A 23,330-nucleotide genomic window follows, 5' to 3' on the forward strand; every position below is an offset into this window, starting at 1 on the left:
TCCCTCAGGGCCGGGCATTGGTGGCGCGGCGGCGCTGCGCCTCGGCGTATTTGGTTTCGATGAACTGCCTGGCATGGGCGGCGAGGGGGTCGTTCTTCGTCCAGGTGTCGCGCCAGATCGCGCAGGCCAGCGACAGCCCTTCATCCACAATGGCGGTCGAGAAGCTTTCGAAGACCACGTCGCGCGCATAGCCGATGTCGAGCAGCGCGTCGAAGATCAGGTCAAAGTCTATGACCCCGTCCCCCAGATAGCCGCGATTGCTTTCGCCGATGTGGAAATATCCCAGCCGGTCGCCGGCAAGGCGGATCGCGGCGGCGGGGTTGGCCTCTTCGATGTTCATGTGGAAGGTGTCAAGATGCAGCCGGACATGGTCCGATCCGGTGTCGTCGATGAACTTCATCCCCTGCGCGGTGGTGTTCAGCAGGTTGGTCTCGAAGCGGTTGACGACCTCAAGCACCAGGTCGATGCCCGCGTCCTTCGCGATTTCGCCCGTTTGCGCGATGGTGGCGACGCTGTTCTTCCAGCCCTCGGCTGTGGGCAGGCGGTTGTACTTGGTATGGGCCGAATAAAGGATGCCGCCCAGCTTGGTGCCGCCGATGTCGCGCACCGCCCGGACCGCATCGGCCAGCATGGAGGCGCCGCGCGCGACCGTCTCGCGGTCCTCGCTCGACACGTCCTTGTCCAGCGGCAGGCCCATCGTGACGCCGATCTCGACGTCAAGCGCCTGCGCCTTCCGCGCCAGCCGGTCAAGGTCGAACCGCTCGGGCCGGAGATAGGCGAACTCGATGGCGCGGTAGCCGTGTTCGGCCGATTTTTCGAGGGCCATCTCAAGCCCTTCCTGCGTCTGACCGCCGGTCCAGACGAAGGAATGAATGCCAAGACGATGCATCTGTCCGCCCCCTTTTGCAGGCGCCGTCCCTCCCGTCTGACCGGGGTGGTCCGGCGATACGATACGGGGGCGTCGCCGCGCGGATCGGCCCCTCCGCGGCGAAACTTACAAGTGCATATAAAAAATTACAAATGGATTTTGCGCGCTGTCGAGCAAGAGCGGTGCGGTGACGTCATCGGTGATGAGGGTGTTGGCAAGGCCCCGCTTCAGGGCGGCAACGATAATCTCCACCTTGTGATGGCCAGCGGCGGCCAGAATCCGGTCGGGGATGGCGCGCAGCACCTCAAGGTCGATGCCGATGGTGCGGCCTTCCAGCGCGTTCGACACGCTGTTGCCGTCGGTGTCGAGGAACCGGCCCACGACATCGCCGATGGCGCCCGCCTTCGTCAGGTCGGCTGTGCTGATCTCATCCGGCAGGCCGGTGGAGATCAGGTAGGAGCGTTCCGAAAGGTTGCTGGCCGTCAGGATCGCGGCGTCGAGTTCGCGGAACTTCGCGATATGGGTCTGAAACAGCGTCTGCGACAGGAAAAGGTCCAGATCGACCCCTTCGGACAGGAAGACCGGCGCGGCAAGCAGCGAATACTTGGCCCCCAACCGTTCGGCAAAGCCCGAGGCGATGCCGAAGGAATTGAACCGCGCACCCTGCGAGGTGCCGCCGATCATCGAAAGGACCTCGATCTCCGGGTAGGACTGTTCCGTCATCCGGGTGATCGCCGCCTGAAGCGTCATGCCCCAGGACACGCCGATCTTCTTCCAGCTTTTCGTCTTCAGGCTGGCGGTCAGGTAATCGGCCAGCGCGGCGCCGACCGGGCGGTGATAGTCATAGGCGCGGGGGTTGGCGGGGGCCACATGGGCGCCGTCCAGACCGAAGCGCTGCTTCAGCGCATCCTGAAGGTCGAGTCGGGGCAGGAAGGGCGATTCGATCTGCACCTTGACCATGCCGGTCTGCTTGGCGCGCTGGATCGCCTGGTTGACGCGCAACCGGGTCACGCCCATCACCTCGGCAATCTCGGCCTGGGTCATCTCGTTGATGTAATAGTGCCAGCACACCTCGGTGATAAAGGCGTCGCTGTCGCTTTGGGCATCCTTCGGCATGGCGCTTTCCCGTTTCGGTATGCCTACGTCATCGTGGCGCGGAATGCCACAACCTTACATCTGGGCTTGCTCCGATACAGATGAAATTTTCAGTTGAAAAATTTTATTTACATTTGTATTGAGGTGGCCGTGAGGCGCCGGGCGGAGGGAAAGATCCCCCGCTGTGCGCATGGACACGAAAAGGGAGGAAGACCCATGAAGATTGCGAACAAGCTCGGCGCGTCCGTGCTTGCGTTGATCGTCGCCACCGGCGGCGCCTTCGCGGATGATGCGTTCTGGGCCGAAGCGGCCAAGCCCTATCAGGGCGTCGTGCTGCACGGCGTGACGGAATCGACGCCGCCGTCGAACTACGTCAAGGACGTGCTTGCCCCGGAATTCGAGGCCAAGACCGGCATCAAGGTGGAAATCGAGACGACGTCCTGGGACCAGATGTACGACAAGGCGATCAAGGACATGGAGGCCGGCACCGGCATCTATGACATGGTCTATATCGAGCAGGACATCATCTACGCCTACCTGTCGCGCGACTTCCTTGTCGATACCACCCAGCTTCTGAAGGACCACCCGGAGCTGAAGGCGCCGACCTATGACGAGGCGAATTTCACCACCTTCGCCAATTACTTCAAGGGCGACAAGGGCGACCTGTTCGGCATCCCGATGGAAGCCTTCATCAAGGTCTATCTCTACCGCACCGACCTGTTCAACGATCCCGAGGTGCAGGCCGCGTTCAAGGAAAAGACCGGCAAGGACCTGAAGCCCGCGACCACGCACGAGGAATACACCGAGATCGCGGATTTCTTCACCCAGTGGGGCAAGGATCACGACGAACAGCTTTGGGGGACGACCGCGCAGGCCCATACCGGGCATCCGGCGTCCTGGTATGAGTTCTTCGAATCCGTCGCGCCGACCTATGGCGTCTATAGCTGGGGCATCGACGCGGGCAACAACTACGCAGCCAGCGTGGCCAATGGCGGCACGATGAACTCGGACGAGGCGAAGGCGGCGATGAAATGGTGGCTGCACCTGCGTGACGTGGCGCCGCCGGAATCGAACCAGTCGACCTGGACCGAAGTGGCGACGACCTTTGCCGCGGGCCGTGCCGCGCAGGGGCTGGTCTATGGCGAGAACGCCGCCTGGGTCGCCTCGGACGAGACGAAGTCGCGGGTTGTCGGCAATGTCGGCGTGGCGCTGCCGCCGCTTTCGGACGGCGTGCTGGCCGATGCGGAATCCGGCAAGGGCTATATCGGCTATTATGACGGCGGCGCCTTCGGCCTGCCGGTCACGTCGAAGAACAAGGAAGCCTCGATGCTGTTCCTTGAATACATCGCGCAGAACGAGGTGCAGCCGGACTGGGCCGTCGCCGGATCGCGGATCACCAATACCGCGACCTATGACGACCCGAAGGTGCAGGACCTTGACAAGAAGCTGAACGGCTACTTCACCATGCTGAAGGATCAGGGTCGGCTCTTTGCCGGGGCGCCCGCCTATCCGTTCCACGCGCAGGTGCGCGAGGCGACGGCGCCGATCTTCTATCAGATCCTGACCGGCGCGATCGACCCGGATACCGGCCTCGACCAGATGGCCGCGAAGGCCGAGGAAGAGCTTACGGCGCTCGGCTACCGCAAGTAGACCTGCCACCACGACAAGACGGGTCGCCGCGTCCGGCGGCGGCCCGTTCTTCTCCCGAACCTCACGGGCGGGGCCTGCCCTCTCCCCGTCGCCACGCCTTCGGAGGTGATGCGCCATGCAATCCAAGACACTGGGCTGGCTTTTGCTTGCGCCCACGCTGATCATCCTCTTCTTCTTCGGCGTGGTTCCATTCCTATATGTCCTCTGGGTGTCCTTCCATCAGTGGAACCCCTTCGCCGCCGATCCGGGGATGAGCTTCAACTGGGCCACCAACTACCGCCAGGTGGTCTTTGACGCGCAATTCATGGCCTCGCTCGGCGTCACGGCGGCCTTCGTCTTTTTCGCCGTCGTCTCGGAGCTGATCGTGGGCTACCTTCTGGCGCAGGCCTTCATGAAGGACTTTCCCGGCAAGGCGATCTTTCGCACCATCCATACGCTGCCGCTCATCATGGCGCCGATCATCGTCGGTTCGATCTGGAAGCTGATGACGACGCCTTCGATCGGCATCATCCCGCATCTCTTGCACAACTGGTTCGGCTATGACCTGAACATCGGCCAAAGTGCCGCCGCCGCCTTCATCGTGACGATCATCATGGATGTCTGGCACTGGACACCGCTGGTCACACTCACGCTGATCGCCGCGCTTGTCTCGCTGCCGCCCGACCCGTTCGAGCAGGCCCAGATCGACGGCGCGAACAAGCGCCAGATCTTCTGGCACATCACGCTGCCGATGATCCGCCCGGCGATCCTGGCCACCGTCTTCATCCGCCTGATGGACGCGCTGCGCACGGTGGATGAGGTGCTGATGCTGACCGGAGGCGGGCCGGGATCGGCCACGCGCTATGTCGGCGTCCACATCTACAAGGAGGTCTTCCCGCGCACGAATTACGGCTACGGCTCGGCGATCTCTGTCATCGTCCTTTACCTGACCATCGTCGCGTGCTGGCTGCTTTACGTCAGCCTGATCGCGCCGCGCACATCGAAGAAGGGATGATCCGATGAAGACGAAGACACCCTGGCTTTTCATCCTTTTCTGGTTGTTCGTCAGCTTCCTGACGCTGTTCCCGATCTACTGGCTGTTCGTCATTTCCGTGAAACCGGCGGTAGAGCTGTTTTCGACCCCCGAGGTGCTGCTGACCAAGGTCTACTGGCAGAACTATATCGACGTGCTGAACGATGCGACGCTGCGGCGCTACATGATGAACTCTCTCATCATCTCCTCCTGCAACGCGCTTTTGTGTACGCTGCTGGGGTTCCTTGCCTGCTATGCGCTGTCGCGCTTTGACCTTGGCGGGAAGGAAAGCATCTTCTTCTGGACCATCACCAACCGCATGGCGCCGCCCGCCGTCTTCCTGCTGCCGCTCTTCCTGCTGCTGACGCAGGTCTACAAGATCGGGGATTTCTCGCTGGCCGATACGCGGACGGGGATGATCCTTGTCTATTGCACCTTCAACCTGCCCTTCGCGATCTGGACCCTGCGCCCGACCGTGGACGGCATCCCCAAGGAACTGGACGAGGCGGCCTATGTCGACGGGGCAAGCCCCTTCAAGGTCATCACCGAGGTGGTCTTTCCGCTGGCCCGGCCCGGTCTGGCCGTCACGCTGATCCTGACCTGGGTCTTTGCCTGGAACGAATACCTGCTGGCCGCGACACTGACCAATTTCAACGCCCGGACGCTGACCACGGGCCTGTCCGAATACGTCACCACGACCGGCACCGAATGGGGGATCATGGCCGCGATTTCCGTCTTCACGCTGATCCCGGCGCTGATCGTCTTCAGCCTGGTGCAGCGCCATATCGTCGCCGGCCTGACCTTCGGCGCGGTGAAAGGATAGGGGCATGAGCGACAAGACCACATCCGTTGATCCGCTGCTGCATTTCGACGAGGACAGTCCGGCGGCCGCGCCCGACCGACCGGGCTTCCTGCCGATCGAGACCAACTGGTTCGACCGGATCTTCATCTCGGTCGTGATCTGGGTGGCGCTGTCGCTGTTCTGGTTCAGGTTCATCGAACCGCTTGGCCCGTCGATCTGGATCAGCAATGCCATCGCGCTGGCGCTTGCCGTGCTGATCGTCCGCAAGGGTTGAGGCGGGAAAGGATAAAGACATGAAATCGCTGGTTCTTGAACGGAAAGACGAACTTTCGCTGCGCGACTTCCCGGCCATCGACCGGGTCGAGGAAACCCTTGGCCCGCGCGATGTGCGGATCAGGCTGCATACCGTGGGTATCTGCGGATCGGATGTGCATTACTACACCCATGGGCGGATCGGCCCCTTCGTGGTCAACGAACCGATGATCCTTGGGCATGAGGCGTCCGGCACGGTGATCGAGACGGGGGCGGAGGTCACGACGCTGACTGTCGGCGACCGCGTCTGCATGGAGCCGGGCATCCCCGATCCGAACAGCCGAGCGACGCGGCTTGGCATGTATAACATCGACCCCGCCGTCCGGTTCTGGGCCACGCCGCCGGTCCATGGCATCCTGCGCCCGACCTGCGTCCACCCCGAGGGGTTCACCTTCAAGCTGCCCGACACTGTAAGCTTTGCCGAAGCCGCGATGGTCGAACCGCTGGCCGTCGGTGTCCATGCCGCGACCAAGGCGCGGGTGAAGCCGGGCGATATCGGCGTCGTCCTTGGTGCCGGGCCGATCGGGCTTGTCACCGCGCTGTCGGCGCTGGCCGCCGGGTGCGCGCGCGTCTATGTCAGCGACCTGTCCGAGAAAAAGCTGGAGATCGCCGAAAGCCTCAGCCCGGCGATCACCGGCGTGGCCGTGCCGGGCGGCGACCTCGTCGCGCGGGTGAAGGCCGAAACCGGCGGCTGGGGCGCCGATGTGGTGTTCGAGGCGACCGGCTCCCCCGCCGCCGCCGCGCAGGTGTTCGAACCGCTCGCGCCGGGCGGCTGCGTGGTGATGATCGGCGGCCAGCCCGACCCGATCCGCTATGACGCGGGCGCCGCGATGGTGCGCGAGGCGCGGGTGGAGAACATCTTCCGTTACGCCCATGTCTTCCCGCGCTGCGTGGCGATGCTCGCCTCCGGTGCCATCGACGTCAAACCGCTCATCACCCGGACCTTCGCCTTTGACGACAGCGTCCGGGCCTTTGAAATCGCCGCTTCGGCCCCGCCTGCCGACGTGAAGATGCAGATCGAACTGCCGCAGTAGGGGGACAGTCATGGCCAGCGTAACCATAAACAACGTCATCAAGCGCTATGGGCCCGTTCAGGTCATGCACGGCGTCAGCGTCGATATTGCCGATGGCGAATTCGTCGTCCTTGTCGGGCCGTCCGGCTGCGGCAAGTCCACGCTGCTCAGGATGCTTGCGGGGCTTGAGGAAATCTCGGCCGGGCAGATCTCCATCGGCGACAGGGTCGTGAACGGGGTGCCGCCCAAGGATCGCGACATCGCCATGGTGTTTCAGTCCTACGCGCTTTACCCGCACAAGACCGTGGCCGAGAATATCGGCTTTCCGCTGAAGATGGCGAAACGCCCTAAGGCCGAGATCGACGAGAAGGTCGGCAAGGCGGCGGGTATCCTTGATCTGGCGCATCTTCTCGACCGCTATCCGAAACAGTTGTCGGGCGGGCAGCGCCAGCGGGTCGCGATGGGCCGCGCCATCGTGCGCGATCCGAGCGTCTTTCTCTTCGATGAACCGCTGTCGAACCTCGACGCGAAGCTTCGCGTCACCATGCGGGTCGAGATCAAGGAACTGCACCAGCGGCTGAAGACCACCATCGTCTACGTGACCCATGACCAGATCGAGGCGATGACCATGGCCGACAAGATCGTCGTCATGCGCGACGGCCGGGTCGAACAGATCGGCGCGCCGCTGGACCTTTATGACCGGCCCGCAAATGTCTTTGTCGCGGGCTTCATCGGCTCACCTTCCATGAACTTCGTCCATGGCCGGATCGGGCAGGATGCGGGCGGGCGGCATTTCGTCTCGGACGGCGGGCTGCGCTTGCCGATCCCCGAAACGGGCGCCCGCGACGGGGCCGAGGTGGTCTATGGCATCCGCCCCGAACATATCGCCGTGTCGGCCGATGGCATTCCGGTCACGGTGGTGGTGACCGAACCGACCGGGTCAGAGACGCAGGTCTTCGCCCGCGCGGGCGAGGATCTGATCGACGCGGTCGTGAAGGATCGTATCCGGGCAAGACCGGGTGAGACGATCGGCTTTCTGATCGACCCCGCCAATGTCCATCTCTTCGATCGCAAGACCGAAGAGCGGCTTTGACGCGTCGGGCCGATGACGCAGAAAGCTATGCCGAACCGCGCGGTGATCTTCGATCTCGACGGCTGCCTTGTGGACAGCGAACCGCTCTCCATCGGCGCGATCGTCGCCGAGATGGAGGCGCTGGGCATTCCCGGCACCACCTTCGAGGCGATCCGGGATTCCTTCCTTGGCGTGTCGATGCGGGTGATCTGCGACCATGTCGCCGAAAAGCTGGGCGTCGATTGCCCGCCCGATTTCACCGACCGGGTGGAACGGCGGCTGTTCGAAAGCTACCGCACCGGGCTGCGGCTGATCGACGGTGTCGAGGCGCTTCTCGACCGGCTTGAAGGCGCGGGCATCCCCTTTGCCATCGCCACGGGCGGCTCCATTCGCCGGATGACCTACACGCTTGACTGTGCGGGTCTGTCGGACCGTTTCCGGGGCCGCGCCTTCAGCGCCGATCAGGTGGCACGCGGCAAGCCCGCGCCCGACATCTTCCTTTTCACGGCGGCGCAATTGCAGGTCGCGCCGTCCGCTTGCGTCGTGGTGGAGGATTCCCCCCTTGGCGTCACGGGCGCCGTGGCGGCAGGGGCGCGGGCGGTCGGCTTCGTCGGCGGATCGCATCTTGACGGGCGGCAGGGTCCCCATGCGGCGCTTCTTGCGGAAAAGGGGGCGTCGCCGGTTCTCTCCGACATATCCGGCGTGTTCGGGGCGATTGGCTGAGATGCGCCGGGGCCATGATCCGGCTGGACAGCCGCCCCGTTCGCGGCGACAGTGCGCGCGGCCGCGCAATGGCCTCCGGTTGCGACATATCGCGTCGCGGTTCGCTTGTGACGGCGCGCGGCGCGGAATTGCGAAGGGTGGAAGATGAGCTTTCTCGGCATAGACCTCGGCACCTCCGGGTTGCGCGCGCTTCTGGTCGATGAGGGGGGCGTTCCGGTCGGGTCGACCGAATGGCATTACGCCGCCGCCCATCCGAAATCCGGCTGGTCGGAACAGGACCCGGCGGACTGGATCGCGGCGCTGGAAGGGGCGGTGGCCAACCTGCGCGCGGCCCATCCCGAATTCGCGCGGCTGAAGGGGATCGGCATCGCCGGTCACATGCATGGCGCGACGCTGCTGGATGAGACGGACACGGTGATCCGGCCCTGTATCCTGTGGAACGACACCAGGTCCGAGGCCGAGGCCGCGCGGCTGGACGCCACCGACCGGGTGCGGGAGCTGTCGGGCAACATCGTCTTTCCGGGCTTCACGGCGCCCAAGCTGGAATGGGTGCGGGCGCATGAGCCCGCGCATTTCGCCCGCATCCGCAAGGTGCTTTTGCCCGCCGCCTATCTCAACCTCTACCTGACCGGGGATTATGTGTCCGACATGTCCGACGGTGCGGGGACCTCATGGCTCGATACCGGGCGGCGGGAATGGTCGGATTACCTGCTGGAACAGGGACATATGCGGCGCGACCAGATGCCCCGGATCGTCGAAGGGGCGGACCGCGCCGGGACGCTCAGGGCGGACCTTGCGCGCAAATGGGGTGTCGGCGGCGATGTCGCGGTCGCTGGCGGGGCGGGGGACAATGCCGCTGCCGCCTGCGGGATCGGGGCGCTGGACGAAGGGCAGGGCTTCGTCTCGCTCGGGACCTCCGGCGTCATCGTGGCCGCACGGCAGGGCTATACGCCCGCGCCCGAAACCGCGGTCCACACCTTCTGCCACGCGGTCCCGAACCGTTGGTACCAGATGGGCGTCATGCTGTCGGCGACCGACAGCCTCAACTGGCTGTCCGGCATCGTCGGCGCAAAGCCCGCCGACCTGACCGCCGCGCTGGGCGACGATCCGGTCGCGCCGGGCAAGGCGCGGTTCCTGCCCTATCTGTCGGGCGAACGGACGCCGCATAACGACGCGGTGATCCGGGGCGGCTTCACCGGGCTTGGCACCGACACCACGCGCGACGACATGACCCGCGCGGTGCTGGAAGGCGTGGCCTTCGCGCTGCGCGACAATTTCGATGCGTTGACGGCGACGGGCGCGCGGTTCGACGGGCTGATCGCCATCGGCGGTGGCACACGGTCGCTTTACTGGCTGCGGATGATCGCGACGGTTCTGGGCGTGCCGCTGCACCTGCCCGCGGGCGGGGAGTTCGGCGCGGCCCTTGGCGCGGCCCGGCTGGCGATCTGCGCGGCGACCGGCGCCGATCCGCAAGAGGTGATGGAAGGCCCCGCGCTTGGCCGTCAGATCGACCCTGTGGCAGAGCTTCGCGCGCCCTTCGAGGATGGCTATGCCCGTTTCCGCGCCGCCTATCCGCTGATCCGGCAGGCGCAGTAGGCCCCGGCGCGCACTCCCTGACATCGTCCGTTTGCGTCATTTTCTGGCGCATCCGGGCAATGCGGGGCCACCGCCATCGGATACTCCTTGCCCATGGGCGTTCAGCAGGGGGCAGCCATGAAGATCAAATCCGTCACGGTCACCTCGCTGCGACTGCCGCTGAAGGTGCCGTATATATGGTCGCAGGGGGTTGAAGAGGCGTTCGTCGTCAACCTGATCGCGATGGAGGCCGAGGATGGCACCATCGGCTATGGCGAAACGACGACCGCGCCGGATGCCACCGCGCAGGCGCGGGTGCTGGACAAGGTCGGGCGGCGGCTGGTCGGCACCTCGGTCTTCGACATTGCGGCGGGCTGGGCCGATGCCTATCGGGCGCTGTTCCTGACCTTCGGGGGCAACATGCCGCGCTATGCCAACCAGTTGCAGTCGGGACTGGAGATGGCCGCGCTCGATCTTCAGGGCAAACTTCTCGGCCGTCCGGTCTGGGACCTGCTCGGCGGGCAACGGCGCAAGGATGTGGGCTATTTCTATTTCCTTCAGGGCGAAAGCCCTAAGGCGATCGCGGCCGACGCCGCCCATGCGGTCAGCATCGGGGAGCCGGTGATCTACCTCAAGGTCGGTGTCGGGACCGAACATGACCGCGACGCCGTGCGACTGGTGCGCGAGGCCATTGGCGACGCGCGCCTCAGGCTGGACGCGAATGAGGCCTGGGACGTTTCCACCGCGATCCGGCGGCTGACCGATTTCGCGCCCTACGGCATCGAGTATATCGAGCAGCCGACCACCTCACGCTCCATCGAGGCGCTGCGGCGGGTGACGGAACGCTCGCCCATCGCCATCGGTGCCGATCAGGCGATCTTCACGCTGGACGAGGTCTACCGCGTCTGCGCGACCGGGGCCGCCGACATGGTCGCCATCGGCCCGCGTGAGATCGGCGGGCTGCGCGGCACGATCAAGGCGGCGACGATTGCGGAAGGGGCGGGGCTGAACCTCTGCATCCATTCCTCGATGACGACGGGGATTTCCACCTGCGCCGAACATCATGTCGGCCGCGCGATCCCGAACCTTGACGACGGCAACCAGATCATGTGGCAGCTCTTGAAAGAGGACATCGTGGAAAGCCCCGGCCTGACTCCGGTGAAGGGGCGGCTGGCGCTTGCGGGGCGACCCGGCCTTGGCTTCACGCTGAACGCGGATGCCGTCGCCCGCGCGGCGGAGCTTTTCCGCAAGCACGACTGGTCCTGAGGATGGCGGACGCGGCCCCCGACTGGATCAACGGTGACCCCGACGACCTTCGCCGCTGGCGCAATGCCAGCCCCGAGGTGGTCAACCCGGTCCTGCCGGATGATGTCGCGATCACGGCGCTTGCGCCCGATGGCGCCTGTCCCGGCGGCCTGATCTGCACGCCCGACCGGGTGGAGGGGGTGCCGGTGGTCTACTTCCACGGCGGCGGCTTTGTCGTCGGCTCTCCCGAGACGCACCGCATCAACACCGCCTGGATCGCGCATCTGACCCGCGCGCCGGTCATTTCGATCCGCTACCGGCTGGCCCCCGAACATGCCTTCCCGGCGCAGGCCAAGGATGCGGTGGCCGCCCTCCGCCGCCAGCTTCGTAGCCATCCGCGCCTGCGGCTGATGGGCGACAGTGCGGGCGGGCTGGTTGCGCTTTGGGCGCATGCCGGGCTGACGGTTGAGGAACGCGGTCGGATCGGGGACGTGGTCCTTTTCTATCCCGGTGGCACCGCCTCTATCCCCCGTCCGGTCGGGCTGGGGGAGGATGAGGCCGGGGGGCTGGGGCCGAAATCGCTTGCCGCCTATCAGCGCAGGCTGGATCCGAACGGGATTGCCGGGGGCGATGCGCGCTATGATCCGATGGCGGAGGGGTTCGCCGCCCCGGCGCGGATGACCATCCTCGGCGCCGGTGCCGACCCGATCCTGTATCAGGCGCGGGCGCTGGCCGACCGCCTGAAGGCGCGGCTTCTGGTGGCCGAGGGCGAGGCGCACAGCTTCCTCGCCGCGCTGCCGTCGGAGCCTGCCATCACCCATCTGAAACGCGCGCTGGGGGAAACGCCCTGATGCCGCAGGCCCGACAGAAGGTGCGCCCATGCACGACACGCTGACCCTGCCGCCCGGAAAGGCCGCGCTTCTTCTGATCGACATGCAGGAGGAGCATCGGAGCGATTTCCGTTACCTCGTCCACGGTTACGAGACGGTCGTCGCCAACTGCGCCCGGCTTCTGGCGGCGGCGCGGGCGCGGGGGATGCCGGTCCTGCACACCGTCTACCTTGTCGATACGGCGGCCGATGTGACCCGGCCCTTCCATCCAAAGGGCGATGATGGCCGGTCGGCCTTTTCCGATGCCGGGACGCCGGGGGCGGAGATTTCGCCGGAACTTGCCCCCCTGCCGCAGGAAACCGTCATCGTGAAACGCGATGCGAGTTGCTTTACCGCGCCCGGTCTGGCCGAGGCGATGGACCGGCAGGGCATCGACTGGCTGATCGTCTGCGGCTGCTGGTCCGAGGCCTGCGTCGCCGCCACCGTCAAGGACGGGGTGGAACGGGGGGTGCATATCCTTCTGGTCAAGGATGCCTGCGGTTCGGGCAGCCCGGCCATGCACGAAACCGCCGTCCTGAACATGGCCAACCGGCTTTACGGCGGCGCGGTCGCGGACACCGGCCGCGCGCTGTCGCTGATCGGCGGCGGGATGGCGCGGGTGTGGCGGACCACGCTGCCGGTGCCGATGAAATTCACCTATGAAAGCGCCTCGCGCGACTATGACGCGCTCTGATCCGGGACCCGATCCATGACCGAAGCCACGCCCCTGCCGTCCCATGCCCAGGCCGTCGTCATCGGCGGCGGGCTGGTTGGCTGTTCGATCCTCTACCACCTTGCCAAGCTTGGCTGGACCGACGTGGTGCTCTTGGAGCGGACGGAACTGACCTCAGGCTCTACCTGGCATGCGGCGGCGAATATCCACGGGCTGCATGACAGCACCAATATCAGCCGCCTTCAGCACTACACGATGGGCCTTTACAAGGAGCTGGAGGCCGAGACGGGACAGGGCTGCGGGATCTTTCAGCCCGGCTCCCTCTACCTTGCCCAGACCGAGGCGCGCGAACATCAGTTGCGGCTTCAGGCGGCCAAGGCGCGCTATTACAAGATGGATTTTTACGAGATCGGCCGGGATGAGGCAGAGCGTCTGCATCCGCTGGTCGATTTCGACGGCATCCGCTGCATCATGTACGAACCGCAGGGCGGCAATGTCGATCCCTCGGGCGTGACGATGGCCTATGCGGCGGGGGCGCGGGCGCGGGGCGCGCAGATCCACCGTTTCACGCCGGTGACGGCGACGGTGCCGCAGGCCGACGGGTCGTGGATCGTCGAAACCCCGCGCGGGTCGATCCGCGCCGGTTGGGTGGTGAACGCGGCGGGCCTCTGGGCGCGCGAGGTGGCGGCATTGGCCGGCATTGACCTGCCGCTGATGCCGACAGAGCATCAGTATTTCGTCACCGAGACCATCGCGGAGATCGCCGCGATGGACCGCCGCCTGCCCTCCGTCGCCGACCGCGACGGCGAATACTACCTGCGGCAAGAGGGCAAGGGCCTGCTGGTCGGCGCCTATGAACGCGACATGCGGTTCTGGGCCGAGGACGGCACGCCCCAGGGCTTCGGGCATGAGCTGTTCCCCGACGATCTTGAGCGGATCGAGCCGAACATGATGCGCGCCATCGCCCGCGTTCCGGCGGTGGGCGAGGCGGGGATCAAGCGCGTCATCAACGGGCCGATGATCTGGTCGCCCGACAGTGCCGCGTTGTTCGGCCCGGTGCCGGAACTGCGCAACTACTTCTGCTGCAACGGCATCATCCCCGGCTTTTCGCAATCCGGCGGGCTTGGCCTTCTTTCGGCCGAATGGATGGTGGAGGGGGAGCCGAAGCTGGACATGTTCGGCTGGGACCTTGCCCGCTATGGCCACTGGGCGGGGAAGGCGTTCACCCGCGCGCGGGTCGCCGACCAATACGCCAACCGCTTCAAGATCCACTTCCCGAATGAGGAACGCGCGGCAGGCCGCCCGGTGCGCACCCGTCCGGTTTACGCCATGCAGAAGGAGATGGGGGCGGTCTTTGGCCTGAACTACGGCTGGGAACATCCCTTGTGGTTTTCCGCCGGGGAGGAACCCGTCGAAGAAACGATCGGGTTCGACCGGCAGAACTGGTGGGCGCCGGTGGGGCGCGAGGCACGGATGCTGCGGGACCGCGCGGGCCTGATCGACATCTCCAACTTTGCCCGATACCGCGTCACCGGCCCCGGCGCGCGGGACTGGCTGAACGCCCTTGTCGCGAACCATGTGCCGGGGCAGGCGGGCCGGTCCTGCCTTGCGCCGCTGATCGGCAGGCGCGGCGGCATCGCGGGGGATTTCACCATCACCTGCCTGGGCGATGGCGATTACCTGATGATCGGCTCGGGCATGGCCGAACGCTATCACAAGCGCTTTTTCGACGCGGTGCCGCTGCCTGCGGGGACGGCGTGGCGGTCGGTGACCGAGGCGATGGCGGGCTTCAACCTTGCCGGGCCGCTTTCGCGGGAGATCCTGCAAGGGCTGACCGATACCGATCTGTCGAACGCCGCCTTCCCCTTCTTCCGCTCGGCGCGGATCACGGTCGCGGGGGTCGCCTGCATCGCGATCCGCGTCTCCTTCACCGGCGATCTGGGATGGGAGTTGCATTGCGCCGAGGCCGACCAACCGCGCCTTTACACCGCACTTCTGGACGCGATGGCGCCTCACGGCGCCGGGCCAGTCGGCAGCCGCGCGTTGATGAGCCTTCGGGTCGAGAAGGGCTATGGCAGCTGGGGCCGCGACTACAGCCCGGAATACTGGCCGCAGGAATGCGGGCTTGCGGGGCTGGTCCGGGCCGACAAGGACTTTCTGAACCGCGAGGCCTGTCTGCGGGTCTTGCAACAGCCCGCGCGCGAGGTGCTGCGGGTGCTTGAGGTCCGCGCCGAGACCGCCGATGCGACGGGGGGAGAGCCGATTTTCGACGCGGATGGGAAGCCCGCCGGCAAGATCTCTTCCGGCGCTTATGGTTATCACGTCGGCAAGTCGCTGGCGCTGGCCTATCTGCGGCCGGAGATCGTGCCGGGGACCGGGCTTGAGGTGATGATCCTTGGCCGCCCGCATGGCGCGACGGTTCTGGACGGCGCGCCCTTCGACCCGGTGGGGCGGCGGTTGCGGGGGTAGCGGGCCTTACCCCGCGAAGGCGCGTTCCAGATCGCGGGCCAGCGACACAAGCCGGTTGTCCCGATAGGGATGACCCACCAGTTGCAGCCCGACCGGCATTCCGTCGCCCACCGGCAGGGGCAGGCTGATGGCCGGGCAGGGGGCAAGCAGGTTGAACGGGCTGGTCATGTCCAGCCCGCCATAGCGCCCGTCGGGCAGCGTCTTGTCGTGCATGTCGTCGGTGTCGGTGGCCAGAGGCGCGGTCTTGGCGCAGGTCGGGCAGATAAAGGCGTCCGCACCGTCCAGCAGGGCGGCGAAGTCGTGCCAGAAGGTTGTGCGTTCGAATTCCAGCCGCTTGTAATCCACCGCCGACAGCCCGGCGGAAACCTCGATCAGCGACAGAAGCTCGGGGTCCATGCGGTCGCGCTGGCCCTCTACCCGGTCGCCCCAGGCGGCGGCCAGCGCCACGGACCAGAGCGTCAGCCACAGGTCGTTGACGCGCCGCGTCCAGGGCAGGGCGACCTCTGTCACCTCGGCCCCCGCCGCCCGCAGCCGCGCGATGGCGTGGTCCATGGTCGCCGCGACCTCGGGCGCGACGGCATAGTAGCCAAGGTCGGGCGAATAGGCGAAGCGCTTGCCCGTCAGCCCCTCCGCCGGGGCCGGGTCCGGTAAGGCGGGGCGCGACAGGATGTCGGCCGGGTCCTGCCCCTCCACCGCTTTCAGGAACAGTGCGGCATCCCCGACCGAGGTCGCGAGCGGGCCGAAATGGGACATGTCGTCGAAGACGGTCGGCAGGATATCCATCGGGATGCGGCCAAGGCCGGGCTTCAACCCGACCACCCCGCAAAGCGCCGCCGGAATGCGGACCGAACCGCCCATGTCGGTCCCTTCGGCCAGCGGCACGCAGCCGCTTGCCACGGCGACGGCAGACCCGCCGGACGATCCGCCCGCGCTGCGCATGGGATCGTGCGGATTGCGGGTCATGCCCCAGCGCGGGCTGCGGGTAAAGCCGGAATGGGCGAATTCGGGCGTCGTCGTCTTGCCGACGATGATGGCGCCCGCGGCCTTCAGGCGCCGCACGATCACCGGGTCATGGGTGCCGGGCGCATCGGACAGGGTCCATGACCCTCGGGTCGCGGGATGGCCCGCCGAGGGGGTGAAATCCTTCAGCGCCACCGGCACGCCGCAGAGAAGACCCGGTTTCGCGCCGCCGTCCAGCGCCGCGTCAAGCGCCCGCGCCGCTGCCATCGCCTCATCCCGCAGGATGATGGTGAAAGGGTTCAGCGCTGGCTGAACCTCCTCCATCCTCGTCAGGGCGGCGGCGATCCGGTCCTCGGCCGTCAGGCGCCGCGCGGCGACGGCGCGGGCGGTGTCGGCGGCGGAGAGTTGGGGCTGGATCAGGCGGTTCATCGTCCCTCCACCACGCGCGGCGCGTCAAGGTGCCGTTTCGTGGCCCCGATCATCCTTGTCGGCTTGGGGAAATGCAAGCGGCCGGGTGGGGCGCTCAGAGGGCGTTCAGCATGTCCTCGATATGCGGAAACCCTTCCTTCAGCGGGCGCTGGAACCAGTGCCGGGCCAGATCGGGGTCACGCGGGCGCAGGCGGCCCTCGGCATAGACGATTCCAAGGATCTTGGCCGCATAGGCGGGGCTGTTGGACAGCGCGGGATAGCTGCCCGTGGGTCGCCCGGCATAAAGCGCGGGTCGGCCGAAGGGGCTGTTGTCCACGCGGTAGGTTTCGCGCGTTGCCGTGGCGCAGTCTTCAGCGTAGGCAAGCGCTTCTTCGGTCTCCGCGTCCAGCGGACCGGGCGCCTGCGCGGCCTGGGGCAGCGTTTCCTGCCGCGAGATTTCGCGCAGCCGGTTGACCGCGATGGCGCATTTGGCCGAAAGAAGCCCGCCGTCGGCCGCGACTTTCCACCAGCCGAAACGGTCCCTTGCCGAGAAGGCCGCCGGAAGGCCGGCGAGGTCGCGCGCCGGTGTCTGCCAGGCGATCCCGGCCAGTGCCGAGGCGCCGCGGGGTTCCCCGAGGTCCAGCGCGGCCAGCAGGGCCTCGACCGCTTCGCCAAGATCGGCCAGATTGCCGGTTTCGCCATAGCGCTCCTCCAGCGTCTGGCCAAGCAGGTAAAGATAGACCGGAGATCCGCTTTCGGCGGCTTGGCGGGCATAGGAAACGCGGAGGTCGGAGAGGCCTTCGCCGATACCGAGGATCTCGGCGCGGTTGAGGAAATAGAGCCGCCGGACCATCTCGGCTGCCGCGTGCGGGTCGCCCGCATCGGCCAGCGGCTTGAGAAGGGCGATGTGGCGGCGCACCTCTTCCGGGTCGGTGCCATACCGGTCCTTGCCCATCCGGGCGAGGTTGTAGGCGGCGACGGCGCTGCCCTTGTCTGCGGCCGTGGTGAAATGCGCGCGGGCAAGATCGGGGTCCGGCGGCATGTCATATCCGCGCTGCGCCAGTACGCCGAGGTTGTTTTCCGCGGTCGCATCCCCGGTCAGGGCCAGTGTTGCCCAGTAAAGCCGGGCGGTGGGGATGTCGGACGCCTCGAACCGGTCAAGCGCGCGGTCGTTGATCCGGGCGGCGATCCCGTCCCAGGCCAGAAACGTCACTGCCATCAGGCTGCCGAAAACGACAAGGGCCGTCAGGCCCAGCTTTCGTGAACTCATGAATACTGCTCTTCCTTCGTGTTCCGCGCAGCGCTTTATCGGGCGAATCTGACGATAGTTGGACAGCGTCCTTGCCGCGCCTGAGGCACCACCCAGATCACACCCAGCAGGCGTCGTCCGAGAACCGCGTCAGGCTGACCAGTTCGGCAAACGCGCCGGGGCCTGCGCCCAGAACCGGGGCGGGGTAAGTGATCGCCGCGCCTTGCGGGAAGGGGCGGACCTTGCCGCCCGCCTCAAGGATCAGCGCATAGCCCGCCATGCAGTCCCAGGCGCTCATCCTCGGTTCGGCATAGCCCACCAGCCGCCCCGCCGCGACCCAGGCCAGCATCAGCGCGCCCGAGCCATAACGGGTCCAGGCCGCTTCGGCCTCCATCAGCCGCGTGACCATCTCGCCCACCCGCGCCGCCGGGACCCGGTCATTCGCGCCGATCCCCAGAAGGCCAGACCGCAGATCGCCCGCGGCAGCCCGCATCGGCACACCGTTGACCGTCGCACCCCGCCCTCGCGCAGCCACGAACATCTCCCCCAGCACCGGCGCATGGATCACCCCGATCACGGGCCCGTCGGCGTCGCAGGCGCCGATGGACACGCACCAGCCGGGCAGGCCGTTCAGATAGGGCGCGGTGCCGTCAATGGGGTCGATGACCCAGGTCAGACCGGAGGTGCCGGGGCTTTCGCCATGTTCCTCACCCAGTTGCGCATCCTCGGGGAAGGCGGCGGTGAGGGCGTCGCGGATCAGCACCTCGACCGTGCGGTCGGCCTCGGACACGAGGTCGGTCACATGACGCTTGGTCTCGATCACCAGCCGGTCGCGGTTCTGAAAATGATGCAGCGCCAGCGCGCCGGCCTCTTTCGCGATCTCGGTCGCGCGGGCCAGCCGGGCATCGAGGTCCGGTGTCATCATCGTCTCCGTCATGGGATCAGCGCCGCGCCGCGCGGCTTCAGGGTCAGCGTCACCGGGGTGCCGGGGGCAAGCGGCTGGTCGCTTTCGTCGTCGATCACGAAGATGCGGCCAAGGGCGCTGTCGATTTCGTATTCGACATGATCGCCGAGGAAGGCCGAGGTGGCCACGGCGCCGTCAAGCCCGCCGCCCGTCATCGCCCCGACGCGGAGCGCGTTCGACCGCAGCGCCACCCGCGCCGGTCCCGCCAGCAACCCGCGGGCGGGCATGTCCGCCAGCAGGCCGCCAAGGCGCACCTGCGCCTGCCCGCCGGAGGTTGCGACAATCTCCGCATCGACCACATTCGCCTCACCGATGAAATCCGCGATGAATTCGGAGGCTGGCGCATCGTAAAGCTCTCGCGGGGTGCCGATCTGGGCGATTTCGCCGTCGCGCATGACCACGATCCTGTCGGAGACGGCCAGCGCCTCTTCCTGGTCATGGGTGACATAGACGGCGGTGAAGCCAAGGCGCTGCTGAAGGTCGCGGATCTCGGTCCTGACCCGGCGGCGCAGGCGCGCGTCGAGGTTCGACAGCGGTTCGTCCAGCAGCAGAACCTGCGGTTCCAGCACCAGCGCGCGGGCCACCGCCACGCGCTGCTGCTGCCCGCCCGACAGTTCCGCCGGAAGCCGGTCGCCCAGCCCGCCAAGCCCGACAAGGTCCAGCCCCTTTTCGGCCGCCGCGCGTGCCTCCGGCCCCTTCAGGCCGCCCGCCTCCAGCCCGTAGGCCACGTTTCCCGCGACACTCATATGCGGAAAAAGCGCGTAGCTTTGGAACACCATCGACACGTCGCGCCGGTTCGCGGGCAGCCGCGTCACGTCCTGCCCGCCGATCTCGATCCGGCCCGAGGTCGGGCTTTCCAGCCCGGCCAGCATCCTTAACGTCGTTGTCTTGCCGCAGCCCGAGGGGCCAAGCAGCGTCACCAGCTCCCCCGGCGCGATGGACAGGTCCAGCGACGGGATCGCCGTGAAGGCCCCGAATTCCTTGCGGACGTTGCGGAATTCCACCGCGCCCCGGCGTGCCTCGGTCATGCGGCGGCCTCCTTCAGCTTGTGTTCCCGTCGGCGCATCTGCCGTTCCCCCACCAGCAGCTGGAAGCCGCCGATCACCGTGATCATCACCACGATCAGGACCGAGGAATAGGCGATGGCGATGCCATATTCGCCGTTTTCGACCAGGCCGACGATATAGGCGGTCGCCATGTTGTACTTGGCGCTGACCAGGAAGATTACCGCGCTGATCGAGGTGATGGCGCGCACGAAGCTGTAGACGAGGGCCGCCAGGATCGCGGGCCGCATCAGGGGCAGGATCACCCGGCGCATCGTCCGGCCCGAGCCTGCGCCAAGGGTCAGCGACGCCTCATCCAGCGACCCGTCAAGCTGCGCCATTGCCGCCACACCGCCGCGCACGCCGACCGGCATGTTGCGGAAGACGAAGCAGGCGATCAGGATCGCGGCGGTGCCGGTCATCTGAACCGGCGGCAGGTTGAAGGCCATGATATAGCTGATGCCGATCACCGTGCCGGGGATCGCAAAGCTCATCATCAGCGCGAATTCAAAGATCGCGCGGCCGGGGAAGCGCTGGCGCACGATCAGCCAGGCGGTCAAGAGGCCCACGGCGGCGGTCAGCGGCGCGGCCAGAAGCGCGATCCGCATCGTCGTCCAGAAGCTGTTCCACGCCACCCCGGTCCAGCGCAGCCCGCCGTCCAGCGCCACGCCGAAGGCACGCTGGTAGTGCTCGAACGTCAGCGAATGGTCGAGACCCCAGACCCGGACGAAACCGCCGAAGAGGATCAGCGCATAGACCGCGATGGTGAAGGCGCCCCAGAAGAGGACGATCCCGATCACCGGCGCGGCCACCCGTGCGGGCAGCATCGCGTGACGCCCGCCATCGCCCTTGCCGGTCACGGTGGCAAAGTTCCGCCCCGCCAGCCAGAAGCGCTGGGCGAGGAAGGCGGAAAGCGTGAAGATCAGAAGGACGGTGGCCAGCACGGCGGCGCGGGCGGGGTCGTTCTGCGCGCCGACGACGGCAAAGAAGATCTCGGTCGACAGCACGCCGCCCGATCCGCCAAGAACCAGCGGGTTGCCGAAATCGGCCATCGACTCGATGAACCCGATCAGGAAGGCGTTGGCGAGGCCGGGCGCCATCAGCGGCAGAGAGACCTTTCGGAATGTCCGCCAGCGGTCGGACCGCAGCGTCTGGCTTGCCTCTTCCATCGAGGGGCTGACGCCATCGACGACCCCGATCAGGATCAGGAAGGAGATCGGCGTGAAGGACAGCATCTGGGCGATCCAGATGCCGGTCAAGCCGTAAAGCCAGCGACCCAGTTCGAACCCCGTGAGTGCCTCGATCCATTGCGTCACCACGCCCGACCGGCCCAGCATCATCGTCAGGGCAAGGCCGACGACGAAGGGCGGGGTGATGATTGGCAGGACGGTCAGCAGGCGCAGGGATTTTTTGAACGGAAAGGCCGTGCGGGTGGCGACCAGCGCGAAGGCGAGGCCCAGCGTCGTGGTCCCGGCAGCAGTACAGATCGCAAGGAAGAAGGTCCGCCAGGCGACGCCGCAATAGCCGCCCGTCAGGCAGGACAGCGACCAGATCTTCGGGTCGATGATGTTGCGCGCCACGCCCTCGGTCGTGAAGGAGCCGTCGAAATCCTGAAACGCGCCGGTGAACATCGACAGGATCGGGTAGAAGACGAATGTCGCGACCAGCGCGATCAGAAGCGCGATGGAGCCAAGCACGAAGGCGTCGCCCTTCAGCGCCCCGCGCTCTGCCTGGCCGAAGGCGATCATCAGGGTGAAGATCGCGCCAAGGATCAGCGCCCCGGCGCCGAAGGCGGGCTGTCCCCCGACCGCGCCAAAGGTGGTCTCCAACAGGCCCCAGTTCCAGCCGCGCAGGCCGATGGACAACCCCTCGACCACCATCCAGACCAGCCCCGCCGCGCCGGTCAGGGCCAGCGCCCGTCCGCGCGATGCGCCCGGCGCGCGGGTCAGCCGCAGGAAGATCGCGAGCGCCCCCAGCGCAAGGATCGGCCATAGCTGCCAGCGGCCCGTGACGGCCTGCACCAGCGCGGGCCAGAGGTCGCGCTTGGTGGTCAGGTCGGCCAGCCAGTCAAAGCCGAAGAAGCCGTGGCGGATGCGGTACCATGGCATCAGCACCAGCGCGATCAGCCCGGCGGCCAGAGTCAGATCAAGCCTGCGATTGTCCTGCGACGTCACCCGATGCCCCGCTTAGGAAAGGGCCGGGCGGACCGCAAAGCCCGCCCGGCGCAAAGGTCATTCGGCCGCGCGGCCGCCGATCTCGGCATCCCAGCGCGCCAGCAATTCCTTGCGCCTGTCCGAGGAGCCATAGGTGGCGAAATCATAGTCGATCAGCTTGATCGAGCCGAGGTCGGGCGCCTCATCCGGGACCTTGGCGGATGCGTTCGACGGGATCTGGAACGACCCGGCCTCGGGCATCAGTTCCTGCACCTCTGGCGTCAGGACCCAGTCGTAGAAGACCTTCGCCTCATCCGGGTTCGGGCCGCCCAGGACCATCGACATCGACCCGATTTCGTACCCCGTGCCTTCGCAGGGGGAGCCGACGACGATGGGGAAACCTTCCACCGCCTGCGACACGGCGTCATGCTGGAAGACGATGCCAAGGCCCGTCTCGCCCCGCGCTGCCGCCTTCACCGGGGCCGAGCCCGACTTGGTGTATTGCGCGACGTTGTTGTTCAGTTCCTTGAGGTAGGCAAATGCCTCATCCTCGCCCATCAGTTGCACCAGCGTGGCCAGCGCCGTGTAGGCGGTACCCGAGCTGTTGGGGTCCGCGATCTCGATCTCGCCCTTCAGCGCGGGGTCGAGGAGGTCTTTCCAGCAGGCGGGCGGCGTGATGCCCTTGCTGGCGAAGATGTCCTTGTTATAGCCCCAGCCAAGCGCGCCGGAATAGACGCCGACGGTGCGGTAGCCCGACACCTCGGCCTGCTTGACGGCCCAGGGGTAAAGCTGGTCCAGCATCGGCGATTTGTATTCCTCGGTCAGCCCGTCGGCGGCGGCCTGAAGATGCGGGTCTCCGGTGCCGCCCCACCAGAGGTCGGTCTGCGGATTGCGCCCTTCGGCCCGGATCTTGGCATAGGCCTCGCCCGAGGACAGGCGGACCATGTTCACCGTGGTCCCGTCATGGGCGCCCTGGAAGGCGCCCACGAGCTTCTCGCAGACCACCACATCGGCCGAGCAGATCAGGTTCAGTTCCCCCGCCATCGCGCCAGCCGGTGCAAGTGCGGTTCCGCCCAGAAGGGCGATCGCCAGTTTTTTCATGTCTTCCTCCCGATTGCCTTTTACAGGCGGTGTTCGTTGCACACCTGTGCAGCAGCTTGGAATCCGATCCCTGC

Annotated in this window: 20 protein-coding genes; 12 read left to right on the plus strand and 8 right to left on the minus strand. The window is 66.5% G+C overall.

Annotated features, from left to right (window positions below; all coding sequences use genetic code 11):
* Positions 1-4: 4 nt before the first annotated feature.
* Together LX70_RS17315 and LX70_RS17320 are read right to left on the minus strand one after the other, a co-directional pair.
* Positions 5-889: a sugar phosphate isomerase/epimerase family protein gene (locus LX70_RS17315; RefSeq protein WP_105516048.1), complete on the minus strand. Its 885-nt coding sequence runs from the start codon at positions 887-889 to the stop codon at positions 5-7.
* 105 nt (positions 890-994) lie between these two features.
* A complete protein-coding gene (locus LX70_RS17320) occupies positions 995-1,984 on the minus strand; it encodes a sugar-binding transcriptional regulator (protein WP_105516049.1) in 990 nt (329 codons plus the stop codon).
* Positions 1,985-2,179: 195 nt separating this feature from the next.
* On the opposite strand from LX70_RS17320, the gene LX70_RS17325 reads away from it, so the two are divergent.
* From LX70_RS17325 to LX70_RS17380, 12 genes are all read left to right on the plus strand, one after another.
* Positions 2,180-3,613, plus strand: coding sequence for an extracellular solute-binding protein (locus LX70_RS17325; RefSeq protein ID WP_105516050.1), 1,434 nt, complete (start codon positions 2,180-2,182; stop codon positions 3,611-3,613).
* Between the two features lie 115 nt (positions 3,614-3,728).
* The gene (locus tag LX70_RS17330; protein ID WP_105516051.1) at positions 3,729-4,607 is read left to right on the plus strand and encodes a carbohydrate ABC transporter permease; all 879 of its coding nucleotides are present in this window, start codon (positions 3,729-3,731) and stop codon (positions 4,605-4,607) included.
* 4 nt (positions 4,608-4,611) lie between these two features.
* Positions 4,612-5,448, plus strand: a complete 837-nt coding sequence (locus LX70_RS17335; protein ID WP_105516052.1) for a carbohydrate ABC transporter permease — start codon at positions 4,612-4,614, stop codon at positions 5,446-5,448.
* 4 nt (positions 5,449-5,452) lie between these two features.
* Entirely contained in the window at positions 5,453-5,701 is a 249-nt protein-coding gene (locus LX70_RS17340) for a DUF2160 family membrane protein (protein ID WP_105516053.1), read from the plus strand.
* 19 nt (positions 5,702-5,720) lie between these two features.
* Positions 5,721-6,773, plus strand: coding sequence for an NAD(P)-dependent alcohol dehydrogenase (locus LX70_RS17345; RefSeq protein WP_105516054.1), 1,053 nt, complete (start codon positions 5,721-5,723; stop codon positions 6,771-6,773).
* 10 nt (positions 6,774-6,783) lie between these two features.
* Positions 6,784-7,845 carry an ABC transporter ATP-binding protein gene (locus LX70_RS17350; protein ID WP_105516055.1) on the plus strand — a complete coding sequence of 354 codons (1,062 nt, stop codon included), beginning with the start codon at positions 6,784-6,786 and terminating at the stop codon, positions 7,843-7,845.
* Positions 7,846-7,857: 12 nt separating this feature from the next.
* Entirely contained in the window at positions 7,858-8,547 is a 690-nt protein-coding gene (locus LX70_RS17355) for an HAD family hydrolase (protein ID WP_245885125.1), read from the plus strand.
* Positions 8,548-8,691: 144 nt separating this feature from the next.
* On the plus strand, positions 8,692-10,143 hold the full coding sequence (gene xylB / locus LX70_RS17360; protein ID WP_105516057.1) for a xylulokinase: 1,452 nt from the start codon (positions 8,692-8,694) through the stop codon (positions 10,141-10,143).
* Positions 10,144-10,260: 117 nt separating this feature from the next.
* A complete protein-coding gene (locus LX70_RS17365; RefSeq protein WP_105516058.1) occupies positions 10,261-11,388 on the plus strand; it encodes a mandelate racemase/muconate lactonizing enzyme family protein in 1,128 nt (375 codons plus the stop codon).
* 2 nt (positions 11,389-11,390) lie between these two features.
* Entirely contained in the window at positions 11,391-12,218 is an 828-nt protein-coding gene (locus tag LX70_RS17370) for an alpha/beta hydrolase fold domain-containing protein (RefSeq protein WP_105516059.1), read from the plus strand.
* Positions 12,219-12,246: 28 nt separating this feature from the next.
* Positions 12,247-12,930, plus strand: a complete 684-nt coding sequence (locus LX70_RS17375; RefSeq protein WP_105516060.1) for an isochorismatase family protein — start codon at positions 12,247-12,249, stop codon at positions 12,928-12,930.
* Between the two features lie 15 nt (positions 12,931-12,945).
* Positions 12,946-15,378 (plus strand): GcvT family protein, encoded by a 2,433-nt coding sequence (locus tag LX70_RS17380; RefSeq protein WP_425430599.1) that lies wholly within the window; start codon positions 12,946-12,948, stop codon positions 15,376-15,378.
* Positions 15,379-15,384: 6 nt separating this feature from the next.
* On the opposite strand, the gene LX70_RS17385 is transcribed toward LX70_RS17380, so the two are convergent.
* The 6 genes from LX70_RS17385 to LX70_RS17410 form a co-directional block, all read right to left on the minus strand.
* A complete protein-coding gene (locus LX70_RS17385; protein ID WP_105516061.1) occupies positions 15,385-16,767 on the minus strand; it encodes an amidase in 1,383 nt (460 codons plus the stop codon).
* A gap of 94 nt (positions 16,768-16,861) precedes the next feature.
* Positions 16,862-18,016, minus strand: a complete 1,155-nt coding sequence (locus LX70_RS17390) for a tetratricopeptide repeat protein (protein ID WP_105516062.1) — start codon at positions 18,014-18,016, stop codon at positions 16,862-16,864.
* A 97-nt stretch (positions 18,017-18,113) separates the two neighbouring features.
* Positions 18,114-18,917: an inositol monophosphatase family protein gene (locus tag LX70_RS17395; protein ID WP_105516143.1), complete on the minus strand. Its 804-nt coding sequence runs from the start codon at positions 18,915-18,917 to the stop codon at positions 18,114-18,116.
* An 11-nt stretch (positions 18,918-18,928) separates the two neighbouring features.
* Positions 18,929-19,987 (minus strand): ABC transporter ATP-binding protein, encoded by a 1,059-nt coding sequence (locus tag LX70_RS17400; RefSeq protein WP_105516063.1) that lies wholly within the window; start codon positions 19,985-19,987, stop codon positions 18,929-18,931.
* Entirely contained in the window at positions 19,984-22,110 is a 2,127-nt protein-coding gene (locus LX70_RS17405) for an ABC transporter permease (RefSeq protein ID WP_105516144.1), read from the minus strand. The genes LX70_RS17400 and LX70_RS17405 overlap by 4 nt, the downstream gene beginning before the upstream one ends.
* Positions 22,111-22,233: 123 nt before the next feature.
* Complete coding sequence (locus LX70_RS17410) at positions 22,234-23,256, minus strand: ABC transporter substrate-binding protein (protein WP_105516064.1); 1,023 nt, start codon at positions 23,254-23,256, stop codon at positions 22,234-22,236.
* Between the last annotated feature and the right edge of the window lie 74 nt (positions 23,257-23,330).

The organism is Albidovulum denitrificans (assembly GCF_002973535.1).
GTDB lineage: Bacteria > Pseudomonadota > Alphaproteobacteria > Rhodobacterales > Rhodobacteraceae > Albidovulum > Albidovulum denitrificans.

Coding starts and splice junctions, on each gene's coding strand:
- LX70_RS17315 (WP_105516048.1), bottom strand. CDS start 889: ATGCATCGTCTTGGCATTCATTCCTTCGTCTGGACCGGCGGTCAGACG.
- LX70_RS17320 (WP_105516049.1), bottom strand. CDS start 1,984: ATGCCGAAGGATGCCCAAAGCGACAGCGACGCCTTTATCACCGAGGTG.
- LX70_RS17325 (WP_105516050.1), top strand. CDS start 2,180: ATGAAGATTGCGAACAAGCTCGGCGCGTCCGTGCTTGCGTTGATCGTC.
- LX70_RS17330 (WP_105516051.1), top strand. CDS start 3,729: ATGCAATCCAAGACACTGGGCTGGCTTTTGCTTGCGCCCACGCTGATC.
- LX70_RS17335 (WP_105516052.1), top strand. CDS start 4,612: ATGAAGACGAAGACACCCTGGCTTTTCATCCTTTTCTGGTTGTTCGTC.
- LX70_RS17340 (WP_105516053.1), top strand. CDS start 5,453: ATGAGCGACAAGACCACATCCGTTGATCCGCTGCTGCATTTCGACGAG.
- LX70_RS17345 (WP_105516054.1), top strand. CDS start 5,721: ATGAAATCGCTGGTTCTTGAACGGAAAGACGAACTTTCGCTGCGCGAC.
- LX70_RS17350 (WP_105516055.1), top strand. CDS start 6,784: ATGGCCAGCGTAACCATAAACAACGTCATCAAGCGCTATGGGCCCGTT.
- LX70_RS17355 (WP_245885125.1), top strand. CDS start 7,858: ATGACGCAGAAAGCTATGCCGAACCGCGCGGTGATCTTCGATCTCGAC.
- xylB (WP_105516057.1), top strand. CDS start 8,692: ATGAGCTTTCTCGGCATAGACCTCGGCACCTCCGGGTTGCGCGCGCTT.
- LX70_RS17365 (WP_105516058.1), top strand. CDS start 10,261: ATGAAGATCAAATCCGTCACGGTCACCTCGCTGCGACTGCCGCTGAAG.
- LX70_RS17370 (WP_105516059.1), top strand. CDS start 11,391: ATGGCGGACGCGGCCCCCGACTGGATCAACGGTGACCCCGACGACCTT.
- LX70_RS17375 (WP_105516060.1), top strand. CDS start 12,247: ATGCACGACACGCTGACCCTGCCGCCCGGAAAGGCCGCGCTTCTTCTG.
- LX70_RS17380 (WP_425430599.1), top strand. CDS start 12,946: ATGACCGAAGCCACGCCCCTGCCGTCCCATGCCCAGGCCGTCGTCATC.
- LX70_RS17385 (WP_105516061.1), bottom strand. CDS start 16,767: ATGAACCGCCTGATCCAGCCCCAACTCTCCGCCGCCGACACCGCCCGC.
- LX70_RS17390 (WP_105516062.1), bottom strand. CDS start 18,016: ATGAGTTCACGAAAGCTGGGCCTGACGGCCCTTGTCGTTTTCGGCAGC.
- LX70_RS17395 (WP_105516143.1), bottom strand. CDS start 18,917: ATGACACCGGACCTCGATGCCCGGCTGGCCCGCGCGACCGAGATCGCG.
- LX70_RS17400 (WP_105516063.1), bottom strand. CDS start 19,987: ATGACCGAGGCACGCCGGGGCGCGGTGGAATTCCGCAACGTCCGCAAG.
- LX70_RS17405 (WP_105516144.1), bottom strand. CDS start 22,110: ATGCCATGGTACCGCATCCGCCACGGCTTCTTCGGCTTTGACTGGCTG.
- LX70_RS17410 (WP_105516064.1), bottom strand. CDS start 23,256: ATGAAAAAACTGGCGATCGCCCTTCTGGGCGGAACCGCACTTGCACCG.